This is a genomic window from Pantoea sp. WEP, from assembly GCF_041678305.1.
GTDB lineage: Bacteria > Pseudomonadota > Gammaproteobacteria > Enterobacterales > Enterobacteriaceae > Pantoea > Pantoea dispersa.
Window position 1 is genome coordinate 1,506,706 of record NZ_JBGNXB010000001.1, and the last position, 12,757, is coordinate 1,519,462.

A 12,757-nucleotide genomic window follows, 5' to 3' on the forward strand; every position below is an offset into this window, starting at 1 on the left:
AGTGCAGGCTTTGCTGCTACAATCGCGCCTTATTTTTATCCAGCATAGCGTTTACACATGCATAATGACTCAAAAACAACACAACAACCTGGGCTGCGCCGTGAATTAAAAGCGCGCCATCTCACCATGATCGCCATTGGCGGTTCTATCGGCACCGGCCTGTTTGTCGCGTCGGGTGCCACTATCTCTCAGGCGGGTCCTGGCGGTGCGTTACTCTCCTACGCGCTGATCGGCCTGATGGTCTACTTCCTGATGACCAGCCTCGGCGAACTGGCGGCGTTTATGCCGGTCTCCGGTTCCTTTGCCACCTACGGCGCCAAATATGTCGAAGAGGGCTTTGGCTTCGCGCTGGGCTGGAACTACTGGTACAACTGGGCGGTGACCATCGCCGTTGACCTCGTTGCCTCACAGCTGGTGATGAACTACTGGTTCCCGGACACGCCAGGCTGGATCTGGAGCGCGCTGTTCCTCGGTCTGATGTTCCTGCTCAACTATATTTCGGTCAAAGGCTTCGGCGAGGCGGAATACTGGTTCTCACTGATCAAAGTCGCCACCGTTATCATTTTTATTGTGGTCGGTGTGCTGATGATTACCGGCATCCTGCGCGGCGCAGAAAATGCTGGCTGGCACAACTGGACGGTGGGAGATGCGCCGTTTGCCGGCGGGTTTGCCGCGATGATTGGCGTGGCGATGATTGTCGGCTTCTCCTTCCAGGGCACCGAACTGATCGGGATTGCCGCCGGTGAATCAGAAGACCCGGCGAAGAATATTCCGCGCGCGGTGCGCCAGGTGTTCTGGCGTATTCTGCTGTTCTATGTGTTCGCGATCCTGATCATCAGCCTGATTCTGCCGTATACCGATCCGCAGCTGCTGCATAACGATGTCACCGATATCAGCGTCAGCCCGTTCACGCTGGTGTTCCAGAATGCCGGTCTGCTGTCCGCGGCGGCGGTGATGAACGCGGTGATCCTGACGGCGGTGCTGTCGGCGGGTAACTCCGGCATGTACGCCTCAACGCGCATGCTGTTTAACCTGGCGCAGGAAGGCAAGGCACCGCGCATTTTTGCGAAACTGTCGAAAGGCGGCGTACCGCGCAATGCCCTGCTGGCCACCACGGTGGTGGCAGCGCTGTGCTTCCTGACCTCGAAATTTGGCAATCAGGAAGTGTACCTGTGGCTGCTGAATACGTCAGGGATGACCGGCTTTATCGCCTGGCTCGGCATTGCTATCAGCCATTATCGCTTCCGCCGCGGCTATGTGGCGCAGGGGCTGAATCTGGCCGATCTGCCTTACCGCTCCGGCTTCTTCCCGCTGGGTCCGATGTTTGCATTCGCGCTGTGTCTGGTCATTACGCTGGGGCAGAATTATCAGGCATTTCTCGCCGATCGCATCGACTGGTACGGCGTAGCCGCAACCTATATCGGCATTCCGCTGTTCCTGGTTATCTGGCTGGGCTATAAGCTGACGCGCGGCACCCGCTTCGTGAAATACAGCGAGATGGAATTCCCTTCCTTTAAGCAGTAATGCCTGACAACGCGGCCTTGACGCGATTATGCGCGATGAATCGCGCCGCTACAAACCGGTGCAACCCTCTGTAGCGGCGCAATTTACTGCGCTGGCAAACAGGCAGAATTGCCTGACAACGCGGCCTGGAGGCGATTTTGCGCGATGAATCGCGCCGCTACAAACCGTTATAACCTTCTGTAGCGGCGCAATTTATTGCGCTGGCAAACAGGCAGTAATACCTGACAACGCGGCCTGGTGGCGTTTTTGCGCGATGAATCGCGCCGCTACAAACCGGTGTAACCTCCTGTAGCGGCGCAATTTATTGCGCTGGCAAACAAGCAGTAATGCCTGACAACGCGGCCTGGTGGCGTTTTTGCGCGATGCATCGTGCCGCTACAAACCGGTGCAACCCTCTGTAGCGGCGCAATTTATTGCGCTGGCAAACAGGCAGTAATGCCTGACAACGCGGCCCCGGCCGCGTTTTTTTTGCGATCTATTACGCTATGCAAACCTGGCGCAAACCATTCGGGCTTTGTTACAGAGACAGCATTGATAATTATTATCACCTGCTCTATTGTGGCAGCCGTTATAAGGCGACAGGAAACAGGTAGAACAATGCGTAGTACGGACTCCGCGCTGGTGGCGGAACATGGCACCGAAGCCGATACCCTGACCCGTTATCGTCAGGTTCTGCGTCAGCGACTGCTGCTGATTGGTGTGCTGGTGCTGGCGATCCTCGCTTCAGTTATCCTCGATTTCACCCTTGGCCCGGCCGGCCTGACGCTCGACACGCTGTGGCAAACGCTGCTCCATCCCGCAGCGGTGGACGCCGGCACGCGCGTGATCGTCTGGGACATCCGTCTGCCGTATGCGCTGATGGCGGTGGTGGTCGGCTTCTCACTCGGCCTCGCCGGTGCTGAAATGCAGACCATCCTCAATAACCCGCTGGCCAGCCCGTTTACGCTCGGCGTCTCGTCGGCAGCGGCGTTTGGTGCCGCGCTGGCGATCATTCTCGGCATCGGTATTCCCGGCGTGCCGGACCAGTGGCTGATCTCCGCCAATGCCTTTGTCTTCGCCTTGTTTGCCGCGCTGATGCTGGATGGCATCACGCGCTGGACCAAAGTCTCAACCTCCGGCGTGGTGCTGTTTGGCATCGCGCTGGTGTTCACCTTTAACGCCCTGGTTTCGATGATGCAGTTCATCGCCAGCGAAGATACGCTGCAGGGCCTGGTGTTCTGGACCATGGGCAGTCTGGCGCGTGCCTCATGGGAAAAACTGGGCGTGCTGAGTGCCGCCTTTGCCATCCTGCTGCCGTTCTCGATGCTCAGCAGCTGGAAACTCACGGCGTTGCGCCTTGGTGAAGATCGCGCGGTGAGCTTCGGCATTGATGTGCGGCGTCTGCGGCTGGCGACGCTGTTGCGCATCAGCATTCTCTCGGCGCTGGCGGTGGCATTCGTCGGCCCGATCGGCTTTATCGGCCTGGTCGCGCCGCACATTGCGCGCATGATGTTTGGTGAAGATCACCGCTACTATCTGCCGGCCAGTGCGCTGACCGGCGCGCTGGTGCTATCGCTGGCGTCGGTGGCCTCGAAAAACCTCATTCCCGGCGTCATCATTCCGGTCGGCATCGTCACCTCGCTGGTGGGTGTGCCGTTCTTTCTCAGCATTATTCTGCGGCATCGGGGGACAGTGTGATGGAGCAGGGCTTACGCGTCAGCCACTTTTACGCCGGTTACCCGAAGCGGAACGTCATCGACGATCTCAATGTCACGCAGCTGCCACGCGGCAAAATCACCGTGCTGCTGGGGCCCAATGGCTGCGGCAAATCGACGCTGCTGCGTGCGCTGGCCGGTCTGAGCAAAGGGCAGGGCGAGCTGTGGCTCAATGGCGAAGAGCTGATGAGCCAGCCGTTTGCCCGGCGCGCGCAGCGCGTGGTCTATCTGCCGCAGACGCTGCCAGCCGGTGTGCATCTGCACGTGCTGGAGTCGATCATCGTGGCGCAGCGTGCCTCCGGCGGATTACACAGCGCCGCCAGTGAAGCGGAAATCATGCACCTGCTGGAGCAGCTGGGCATTGCCCATCTGGCGATGCGTTATCTTGATCAGCTGTCCGGTGGCCAGAAGCAGCTGGTCGGGCTGGCGCAGTCGCTGATTCGCCGTCCGGAACTGCTGCTGCTGGATGAACCGCTCAGCGCGCTGGATTTAAATTATCAGTTCCACGTGATGGATTTGGTGCGGCGCGAAACCCGGCTGCGAAACATGGTAACGGTGGTGGTGGTGCATGATATCAACATCGCGCTGCGTCATGCCGATCACGCGCTGATGCTGAAGCAGGGGCAACTGCTGGCCGACGGTGTGCCGTCGCAGGTGATTACGCCGGAGACGCTGGCGCAGGTGTATGGCGTGCGCGGCCGCATTGAGCACTGCTCACAGGGCATGCCGCAGGTAATGATTGATGGGCTGGTGGCGGAATCGCTGGCCTGACGCCAGACACGTTCTGCCCCTCAGCATCAGAGGGGCAGAGAAGTGCACTACGCCAGTAAATGCTGCGCGTGGAACCGCAGATGGTCTTCCACAAAGCTGGCGATAAAGAAGTAGCTGTGGTCATAACCCGGCTGGATACGCAGCTCCAGCGGGAAGTTCTGCTCGCGCGCCACTGCTTCCAGCCGCTCCGGGCGAAGCTGATCGGCGAGGAACTGATCGCTATCGCCCTGATCGATCAGCACCGGCAGGCGATGCTCAGCGTTCTGCATCAGCAGGCAGCTATCCCACTCGCGCCACGTCTGGCGATCGTCGCCCAGATAGGCGGCAAAGGCTTTCTGTCCCCACGGCACTTCGGTCGGGTTGACGATTGGCGCAAACGCGGACGCCGACGCAAAGCGCCCGCCGAGGCGCAGCGCCAGCACCAGCGCGCCGTGGCCGCCCATCGAATGTCCCATTACCGACTGGCGATCGCTCAGCTTGAAGTTATCCGCCACCAGTGCCGGCAGCTCCTCGCTGAGATAATCGAACATGCGATAATGTGCCGCCCACGGTTGCTGCGTGGCATTGAGATAAAACCCGGCACCCTGGCCCAGATCGTACCCGCTGTCATTGGCCACTGCATCGCCGCGCGGGCTGGTGTCCGGCATAATCAGCACCAGACCGAGTTCGGCCGCCACGCGCTGCGCACCGGCTTTGGTGGTGAAGTTCTCATCGTTGCAGGTCAGCCCGGCGAGAAACCACACCACCGGCGGTGGCGCGTCGTCGCGCGGCGGTGGCAGAAAAATGCTGAACGTCATCGGGCAGTTGAGCACGGCGGACTGATGACGCCAACGCTGCTGCCAGCCGCCAAAAATACGGTGTTCTTCCAGCAGCTCCAGAGTGGATGCCATGTCGCCTCCTGCTTATTTATTAAAATGCACCACGGAACGGATCGATTTGCCTTCATGCATCAGCTCAAATGCCTCGTTGATCTCTTCCAGCGGCATGGTGTGGGTGATGAAATCATTCAGCGCAAACTTACCGTCGAGGTAATCCTGCACGATGCCCGGCAGCTGAGTACGTCCCTTCACGCCGCCAAACGCCGACCCGCGCCATACGCGACCGGTAACCAGCTGGAACGGCCGGGTAGAAATCTCTTCGCCGGCACCGGCAACGCCGATAATCACTGATTCGCCCCAGCCTTTATGGCAGCACTCCAGCGCGGAACGCATCACGTTGACGTTACCGATACACTCAAACGAGAAGTCCACGCCGCCGTCGGTCATCTCGACGATAACCTCCTGAATTGGCTTAGCAAAATCTTTCGGATTAACCAGGTCGGTTGCGCCCAGTTTGCGCGCCAGGTCAAACTTGCTGGTGTTGATATCAATACCGATGATGCGACCGGCCTTCGCCATTTTCGCCCCAATGATCGCCGACAGGCCAATACCGCCGAGGCCGAAAATCGCCACGGTGTCGCCTTCTTTCACTTTGGCGGTATTCATCACCGCGCCCATGCCGGTGGTCACGCCACAGCCAAGCAGGCACACTTCTTCCAGCGGCGCTTCTTTGCTGATTTTCGCCAGGGAGATTTCCGGTACGACGGTGTATTCAGAGAAGGTCGAGGTGCCCATGTAATGAAAGATTGGCTTGCCGTCTTTGAAGAAGCGGGTGGTGCCGTCGGGCATCAGCCCTTTGCCCTGCGTGGTGCGGATTGCCTGACACAGGTTGGTTTTGCCGGAGAGACAGAATTTACACTTGCCGCACTCTGGCGTGTACAGCGGGATCACGTGATCGCCGACCGCCACGCTGGTAACGCCTTCGCCCACCGCTTCAACCACGCCGCCACCTTCGTGACCGAGGATCGCCGGGAATACGCCTTCCGGATCTTTACCTGACAGGGTGTAAGCATCGGTATGGCACACACCGGTGGCAACGATGCGCACCAGCACTTCCCCTTTCTGTGGCGGCATCAGATCCACTTCTTCAATCTTCAGCGGTTCGCCAGCAGCCCAGGCCACGGCCGCGCGGGTTTTAATCATGTTCATGCAATCCCTCTTCCTGTGATGTCGTGATTGGATAAAAAATAACGCTTACTCAGCGGCCTGCAGCGGATGCAGCAGTTCATCGTTGAGCGGGCGGTCATCAAACATTTCAATAATCAGATACTTCAGCGCCTCAACGTTGGGCGTAAAGGCGTCGCGGCGCCACATCAGCCAGGTGGCCGTGTCGCGCCAGGTCGGCGGCAGGCTGTGCTGCTGCACGCGCGTGCGGGCCGGCATCTGCGCCAGCACCGAGGCGGGAATCATTGCCACGCCGCCGCCGCCGGCTACGCAGGCGACCATGGCGTGATAAGACTGAATCTCCATAACGCTGTGCGGTGCGCTCTGGCTGTCGCGATACCAGGACTCCAGCCGGGAGCGGTACGAGCAGCTGTTGCCAAAAGCAAACAGCGTATCGCCCTGCGTATCGCGGGCGCTGTGAATCGGCGCATGTTCGAGGCTGGTGATCAGTACCATCTCTTCACGAAAGGCGATGCAGCCATTCAGATCGTCATGACTGGCCGGACCGTCCACCAGCGCCGCCGCCAGCGTGCCGGCGCGCACTTTATCGATGATATCGCCTGAGGTGCCGGTCACTAGCGACAGCGCGACGTTGGGGAAGCGCTGATGATAGGCGGCCAGCAATCCCGGCAGGCGGGTGGCGGCGGTGCTCTCCATCGAACCGAAGGCAAAGTTACCACCGGGTTCACCGGCGCGCGCCATGTTCAGCGCCTCGTCGCTCAATGCCAGAATGCGCTGCGCATAATTGAGGAAATTGTGGCCCATCGGCGACAAACGAATGCGCTGCTTCTCACGAATAAACAGATCGACGCCGATTTCTTCTTCCAGCTGTCGCAGTCGCGTGGTGAGATTAGACGGCACGCGATGCAGCATTTCGGCGGCGCGCGCCAGTGAGCCGGTTTCGGCCACGGAACAGAACATGCGGAGCTGTACTAAATCCATATTCTCTTCTCGTAAACAACTTGGTTAATATTATTCACTTTTCGTGAGTCTAAACGTCATGCATGCTGCTGACAAGTGATAATCCAATCGATCCGGAGTCAGAATGGCGTGGCGAGTCGCGCTTAGCGCGTTTTTAAGTTTAGTGGTTGCAATGGGGATTGGGCGATTTGCGTTTACCCCGCAGGTGCCACTGATGATTCACGACGGTCAGCTCACGCTCGCCAGCGCCAGCCTGGTCGCGGCGCTGAACTATCTCGGTTATCTGGCCGGATCGTTTGACGCGATGCGCGCGCAGCGGCGCGTGGAGTGGCGGCTGCAGCTGGGCGTCTGGGGTGCCGTCGCGCTGACGTTGCTGTCCGCCTGTATCAGCGGGCCGTGGCTGCATGCGGTGGTGCGTTTCCTGATCGGCGTCGCCAGCGGCTGGGCAATGGTGCTGGTGGCAGCATGGAGCAATGAGCAACTGCTGCATCACGGCCGGCCGGGCCTGTCGGCAGCGGTGTTTGCCGGTCCCGGCACCGGCATCTTCATCAGCGGCATGCTGGCGGTACTGCTGCACGCCAGCGGCGTGAGTGCGGCGTTTGCCTGGGCGGCGTACGGTGTGCTGGCGCTGCTGCTGATTGCCGCGATTGCGCGCTTCCTGCCGCGCAGCGGACAGCTGCATCGCCCGCAACAGGCCGCCGAGCCGCTGCTGCTGACGCGTGACCTGAAGCGCCTGATCCTCAGCTACAGCCTTGCCGGCTTTGGCTATATTCTGCCCGCCACCTTCCTGTCGCAAATGGCGGCGGCGCGCTTCCCTGATAGCGCTTTTGCGCAGTTTGTCTGGCCAGTGTTTGGCGGGGCGGCGGTGATCGGCATCGTGCTGGGAATCGTGACGCGCCACTGGGGCAGCAGCCACCGGCGGCTGGCGCTGGTGCTGTGGGCGCAGGCGCTGGGCGTGATCGCGGCCATTGTACTGCCGGGCATCAACGGTCTGCTGCTGGCGGCGCTGCTGATTGGCGGCGGCTTTCTATGCGTGGTGCAGCTGTCGCTGCAGTACAGCCGGGAGCTGGCGCCGCACCACGCGCGCTATCTCGCCGGCCTGCTCACGACCGGTTATGCCATCGGACAGCTCGGTGGGCCGCTGCTGTCCTGGATTTCCAGCCTGCTGTGGCACCGGCTCGATCCGGCGCTGTGGGTGGCCGGCGGTGGTTTGCTGCTGGCGGGGGCGCTGGTGATGCGGCGATCGCCCACCTGAAACGCTTTCATTTCCAATCGGATTGATTGCTGGATTAAGCGCGCGTTGTGTTTCACAATACGCGCTCAGAATTTCCCCCGCAGGCGCAGACCTGCGGGCGCATCACCTGCCGGAGAAGAGTACGATGAGCACCTTAAGTCAGGAAGCCGCCCTGGTTCACGAAGCACTGCTGGCGCGTGGCCTGGAAACGCCATTACGCGCCCCGGTGCGCGACATGGACGACGCGTCACGCAAGCGCGAGATCGCCGGCCACATGACCCAGATTATGCAGCTGCTGAATCTGGACCTGGAAGACGACAGCCTGATGGAGACGCCGCACCGCATCGCCAAGATGTACGTCGACGAAATCTTTTCAGGTCTGGATTACGCCAACTTCCCGAAAATCACCGTCATCGAAAACAAGATGAAAGTGGATGAAATGGTCACCGTGCGGGATATCACCCTGACCAGCACCTGTGAACACCACTTCGTGATCATCGACGGCAAAGCCACCGTGGCCTATATCCCTAAAGACAAGGTAATTGGCCTGTCGAAGATCAACCGTATCGTACAGTTCTTCGCCCAGCGTCCGCAGGTGCAGGAGCGTTTAACCCAGCAGGTGCTGGTGGCGCTGCAAACCCTGCTGGGCACCAATAACGTGGCGGTGTCGATCGATGCGGTGCACTACTGCGTGAAAGCGCGCGGCGTTAAAGATGCGACCAGCGCGACCACCACCACTTCACTCGGCGGATTGTTCAAATCGAGCCAGAACACGCGTCAGGAGTTCCTGCGCGCGGTACGCCACAGCTAAGCAGCGCGGGCGGCGGCGTTGTCGCCCGTGTTCCTCTCACCGTCAGGGCACTCGATGCAACGCTATCTCGCGCTGGATTTCATTCGTGGTTGCGCCATTCTCGGCATATTGCTGCTGAATATCGTCGGCTTTGGTCTGCCCTCGGCGGCCTATCTCAATCCGGCCTGGCAGGGTGAAGCCTCCGTTTCTGATGCCTGGACCTGGGCAATCATGGATGGCCTGGCGCAGCTAAAATTCCTGACGCTGTTTGCGCTGCTGTTTGGTGCCGGACTGGCCCTGCAGGTGCCGCGCGGCAGCCGCTGGATCTCCTCACGCTTAACGCTGCTGGTCTTCATCGGGTTCATCCACGCGGTGTTCCTGTGGGAAGGCGACATCCTGCTGGATTATGGCCTGATTGGGTTGATTGTCTGGCGCATGCTGCGTGACGTGCCGTCGGAGCGGGCGCTATTACACACCGGCGTGCTGCTCTATCTGGTGGGCTGTGCCGTGCTGCTGGTGTTTGGCGTCATCTCCAGTCCGCAGCCGACGCGCTCATGGCTGCCGGGCGCGGCAGATCTGGAGTATGAGAGCTACTGGAAACTGGTCGGCGGCTGGGAAGCGGTGCAGAATCGCCTCGAACACCTGTCATCCGGCCTGATGGCGCTGGCTTCGCAGTATGGCTGGCAGCTGGCAGGGCTGATGCTGATCGGTGCCGCGCTGATGCGCAGCGGCTGGCTGAGCGGCCAGTTTAGTCTGCAACACTACCGACGCGCGGCGGCGCTGTTACTTACCATCGGCTGGCTGATTGCCATACCCGGCGTGCTGGCGCAGTGGCTGCTACAGTGGGAATTTCGCTGGAGCGGCTTTTTCCTGCAGGTGCCACGCGATCTCGCCAGTCCGTTTATCAGCCTTGGCTACGCTGCACTCTGTCTCGGTTACTGGCCGGCCATCGCCGCCACGCGGTTCAGTTACGCCATTCAGTGCGTCGGGCGCATGGCGCTGAGCAATTATCTGCTGCAGACGCTGATCTGCACCACGCTGTTCTACCGCTTCGATCTGTTCCTCAAATTTGACCGCCTGCAGCTACTGGCTTTTGTACCGGCCATCTGGCTGGTCAATATTCTGTTCTCCGTGCTGTGGCTGCGCGTCTTCCCGCAGGGACCGATGGAGTGGCTCTGGCGCCGACTGACGCAGCTCGCCGCCGGAAAAGCGGATAACGCGTCCGCCGGCAGATAATGATGTTCATCACAAAGGTTGCATAATTGTATGTAACCGTTTTCATCCGTGTGACGTAATTCACGCAGCTGTTTCCGATGCCCTGACAGAATAGCGCCGTTACGCGCCAGTCGCGCATTTTCTCCTCTGTGGAACAACTGCATGATAACGATTCGTGATGTCGCCCGTCAGGCCGGGGTTTCCGTTGCCACCGTGTCGCGGGTGCTCAATAACAGCAGTGCAGTCACCTCTGATACCCGCGAAGCCGTGCTGCAGGCGGTTGAATCGCTCGGCTACCGGCCGAATGCCAACGCGCAGGCGCTGGCTACCCAGGTGAGTGATACCATCGGCGTGGTGGTCATGGACGTTTCCGATCCCTTCTTTGGTGCGCTGGTTAAAGCGGTGGATACCGTGGCGCAGCGCATGCACAAGCACGTGCTTATCAGCAATTCGTGGCATCAGGAAGAGAAAGAACGCCACGCCATTGAGGTGCTGATCCGTCAGCGCTGCAACGCGCTGGTGGTGCACGCGAAAACGCTTACAGACGCGGAGCTGGCCCGGTTTATGGACCAGGTTCCCGGTATGGTATTGATTAATCGTACTATTCCGGGATACGAGCACCGCTGCGTCTGCCTTGATAATGTCACTGGTGCGCAGGTAGCGACGCGCATGCTGTTACAGCAGGGCCATCAGCGCATTGGTTACCTCAGCTCCAGCCATCCGATTGAGGACGTGGCGCAGCGCCGCGACGGCTGGCTGCAGGCGCTGGCGGAGCAGGGCATCCGTCCGCCGGAGGGCTGGATTGCGCATGCCGAGCCGGACATGCAGGGCGGTGAAGCCGCGATGGTGGAACTGCTGGGGCGCAATCTGCACCTCACTGCGGTGTTCTCCTATAACGATGGCATGGCGGCCGGTGCGCTCACCGCGCTGAAAGATAACGGTATTCAGGTGCCGCAGCATTTCTCTGTCATCGGCTTCGATGACATCCCCATTTCCCGTTACACCGACCCGCAATTGACCACGGTACGCTATCCCATTGTTTCTATGGCGAAACTGGCGACTGAGCTGGCCCTGCAGGGCGCAGCAGGCACGCTCGATCCGCACGCCGCGCACTGCTTCATGCCTACGCTGGTGCGGCGCCATTCGGTGGCGCAGCGGCAAACTGTGGAGTCGGTCACTAATTCAGGCGATAGCGCCGTGTAACCGTTTCCAATCTGTGATTGTATTCACAGTTAATTAACATGGCGCTCACTATGATGGCAGCGTCTTACCGGACTGAAACATTATGTAACGCCGGGCTTTCCTTCCCCGGTCTGGTTTCAGTAGCCGATTGAAATGGTTCACAACACACTTCAGGAAGCGTTTACCTACAGGGAAGTCAGGATAGCGATGGTGGTCCGGCTTGGTAGCAGCGCCTGCCCCATAAAAAATAGCGTTTCAACCGACTGCGCTGTCTGCCCGCAGGCAATACGGCGCGATGAAATACCCTGCATAAAAAAACCGGAGATACCATGAATAAGAAGGTTTTCACGCTCACAGCACTGGTTGCCAGCATGATGTTTGGTGCAACTGCGCACGCCGCCGATACCCGCATTGGCGTGACAATTTATAAATATGACGACAACTTCATGTCGATGGTGCGCAAGGACATCGAAAAAGAGGCGAAAAGCGTAGGCGGCATTCAGCTGCTGATGAACGACTCACAGAACGACCAATCCAAACAGAACGACCAGATTGACGTGCTGATGGCGAAAGGCGTGAAAGCGCTGGCCATCAACCTGGTGGATCCGGCTGCTGCGGCAGTGGTGATCGACAAAGCGCGCGCGAACGACGTGCCGGTGGTGTTCTTCAACAAAGAGCCTAACGCGAAAGTGCTGGCCAGCTACGACAAAGCTTACTATGTCGGTACCGACTCCAAAGAGTCCGGCATCAAGCAGGGTGAGCTGATCGAGAAACACTGGAAAGCCACGCCAGCCTGGGATCTGAACAAAGACGGTCAGATTCAGTTCGTGCTGCTGAAAGGTGAACCGGGCCATCCGGATGCCGAAGCGCGTACCAAATACGTTATCGAAACCCTGAATAAAGACGGCATCAAAACCCAGCAGCTGGCGATGGATACTGCAATGTGGGATACCGCGCAGGCGAAAGACAAAGTCGACGCCTGGCTGTCTGGCCCGAACGCCAACAAAATTGAAGTAATCATCGCGAACAACGATGCGATGGCGATGGGTGCGGTTGAAGCGCTGAAGGCGCACAACAAAACCAGCATTCCGGTGTTTGGTGTTGACGCCCTGCCAGAAGCGCTGGCGCTGGTGAAATCCGGTGCGATGGCCGGTACCGTGCTGAACGATGCGGAAAACCAGGCGAAAGCCACGCTGGACATTGCTAATAACCTGGCCAATGGCAAAGAGCCAACCGCAGGTACTAACTTCAAGATGGACGGCAAAGTGGTCCGCGTACCGTACGTACCGGTTGATAAAGAAAACCTGTCGCAGTTTGTGAAGTAATTCGTCCCGGGCGCGGCTTTTCTGCCGCGCCTTATTGCATCTGACCAACGCTTTTTTTA

General features: G+C 59.4%; 11 protein-coding genes. 8 read left to right on the top strand and 3 right to left on the bottom strand.

Annotated features, from left to right (window positions below; genetic code table 11):
- Nucleotides 1–57 precede the first annotated feature (57 nt).
- The 3 genes from ABVR31_RS06905 to ABVR31_RS06915 all read left to right on the top strand — a co-directional run bounded on the left by ABVR31_RS06905 (nucleotide 58) and on the right by ABVR31_RS06915 (nucleotide 3,989).
- Nucleotides 58–1,524: an amino acid permease gene (locus tag ABVR31_RS06905; RefSeq protein WP_058775785.1), complete on the top strand. Its 1,467-nt coding sequence runs from the start codon at nucleotides 58–60 to the stop codon at nucleotides 1,522–1,524.
- Nucleotides 1,525–2,121: 597 nt separating this feature from the next.
- Nucleotides 2,122–3,201, top strand: a complete 1,080-nt coding sequence (locus ABVR31_RS06910) for an iron ABC transporter permease (RefSeq protein ID WP_058757255.1) — start codon at nucleotides 2,122–2,124, stop codon at nucleotides 3,199–3,201.
- The gene (locus ABVR31_RS06915; RefSeq protein WP_021509274.1) at nucleotides 3,201–3,989 is read left to right on the top strand and encodes an ABC transporter ATP-binding protein; all 789 of its coding nucleotides are present in this window, start codon (nucleotides 3,201–3,203) and stop codon (nucleotides 3,987–3,989) included. Before ABVR31_RS06910 ends, ABVR31_RS06915 begins: the two co-directional genes overlap by 1 nt.
- 47 nt (nucleotides 3,990–4,036) lie before the next feature.
- Here ABVR31_RS06915 and fghA read toward each other — a convergent pair whose 3' ends face one another.
- Genes fghA through ABVR31_RS06930 form a run of 3 tightly spaced genes read right to left on the bottom strand, consistent with a single transcriptional unit; the run spans nucleotide 4,037 to nucleotide 6,973 of the window.
- Nucleotides 4,037–4,879 carry an S-formylglutathione hydrolase gene (gene fghA / locus ABVR31_RS06920; RefSeq protein ID WP_021509275.1) on the bottom strand — a complete coding sequence of 281 codons (843 nt, stop codon included), beginning with the start codon at nucleotides 4,877–4,879 and terminating at the stop codon, nucleotides 4,037–4,039.
- 12 nt (nucleotides 4,880–4,891) lie between these two features.
- A complete protein-coding gene (locus ABVR31_RS06925) occupies nucleotides 4,892–6,016 on the bottom strand; it encodes an S-(hydroxymethyl)glutathione dehydrogenase/class III alcohol dehydrogenase (protein WP_021509276.1) in 1,125 nt (374 codons plus the stop codon).
- Between the two features lie 45 nt (nucleotides 6,017–6,061).
- Nucleotides 6,062–6,973 (bottom strand): LysR substrate-binding domain-containing protein, encoded by a 912-nt coding sequence (locus ABVR31_RS06930; protein ID WP_372772216.1) that lies wholly within the window; start codon nucleotides 6,971–6,973, stop codon nucleotides 6,062–6,064.
- A gap of 103 nt (nucleotides 6,974–7,076) precedes the next feature.
- On the opposite strand from ABVR31_RS06930, the gene ABVR31_RS06935 reads away from it, so the two are divergent.
- The 5 genes from ABVR31_RS06935 to mglB all read left to right on the top strand — a co-directional run bounded on the left by ABVR31_RS06935 (nucleotide 7,077) and on the right by mglB (nucleotide 12,698).
- Nucleotides 7,077–8,207 (top strand): YbfB/YjiJ family MFS transporter, encoded by a 1,131-nt coding sequence (locus tag ABVR31_RS06935; RefSeq protein ID WP_021509278.1) that lies wholly within the window; start codon nucleotides 7,077–7,079, stop codon nucleotides 8,205–8,207.
- A 124-nt stretch (nucleotides 8,208–8,331) separates the two neighbouring features.
- The gene (gene folE, locus ABVR31_RS06940) at nucleotides 8,332–8,997 is read left to right on the top strand and encodes a GTP cyclohydrolase I FolE (RefSeq protein WP_021509279.1); all 666 of its coding nucleotides are present in this window, start codon (nucleotides 8,332–8,334) and stop codon (nucleotides 8,995–8,997) included.
- A gap of 54 nt (nucleotides 8,998–9,051) precedes the next feature.
- A complete protein-coding gene (gene yeiB, locus ABVR31_RS06945) occupies nucleotides 9,052–10,212 on the top strand; it encodes a DUF418 domain-containing protein YeiB (RefSeq protein WP_058757260.1) in 1,161 nt (386 codons plus the stop codon).
- Between the two features lie 141 nt (nucleotides 10,213–10,353).
- Complete coding sequence (gene galS / locus ABVR31_RS06950; protein WP_288421991.1) at nucleotides 10,354–11,394, top strand: HTH-type transcriptional regulator GalS; 1,041 nt, start codon at nucleotides 10,354–10,356, stop codon at nucleotides 11,392–11,394.
- Nucleotides 11,395–11,702: 308 nt separating this feature from the next.
- Nucleotides 11,703–12,698, top strand: coding sequence for a galactose/glucose ABC transporter substrate-binding protein MglB (mglB, locus tag ABVR31_RS06955; RefSeq protein WP_104188497.1), 996 nt, complete (start codon nucleotides 11,703–11,705; stop codon nucleotides 12,696–12,698).
- The last annotated feature ends 59 nt before the right edge of the window (nucleotides 12,699–12,757 follow it).

Coding starts and splice junctions, on each gene's coding strand:
- ABVR31_RS06925 (WP_021509276.1), bottom strand. CDS start 6,016: ATGAACATGATTAAAACCCGCGCGGCCGTGGCCTGGGCTGCTGGCGAA.
- ABVR31_RS06910 (WP_058757255.1), top strand. CDS start 2,122: ATGCGTAGTACGGACTCCGCGCTGGTGGCGGAACATGGCACCGAAGCC.
- ABVR31_RS06905 (WP_058775785.1), top strand. CDS start 58: ATGCATAATGACTCAAAAACAACACAACAACCTGGGCTGCGCCGTGAA.
- yeiB (WP_058757260.1), top strand. CDS start 9,052: ATGCAACGCTATCTCGCGCTGGATTTCATTCGTGGTTGCGCCATTCTC.
- ABVR31_RS06915 (WP_021509274.1), top strand. CDS start 3,201: ATGGAGCAGGGCTTACGCGTCAGCCACTTTTACGCCGGTTACCCGAAG.
- fghA (WP_021509275.1), bottom strand. CDS start 4,879: ATGGCATCCACTCTGGAGCTGCTGGAAGAACACCGTATTTTTGGCGGC.
- ABVR31_RS06930 (WP_372772216.1), bottom strand. CDS start 6,973: ATGGATTTAGTACAGCTCCGCATGTTCTGTTCCGTGGCCGAAACCGGC.
- ABVR31_RS06935 (WP_021509278.1), top strand. CDS start 7,077: ATGGCGTGGCGAGTCGCGCTTAGCGCGTTTTTAAGTTTAGTGGTTGCA.
- folE (WP_021509279.1), top strand. CDS start 8,332: ATGAGCACCTTAAGTCAGGAAGCCGCCCTGGTTCACGAAGCACTGCTG.
- galS (WP_288421991.1), top strand. CDS start 10,354: ATGATAACGATTCGTGATGTCGCCCGTCAGGCCGGGGTTTCCGTTGCC.
- mglB (WP_104188497.1), top strand. CDS start 11,703: ATGAATAAGAAGGTTTTCACGCTCACAGCACTGGTTGCCAGCATGATG.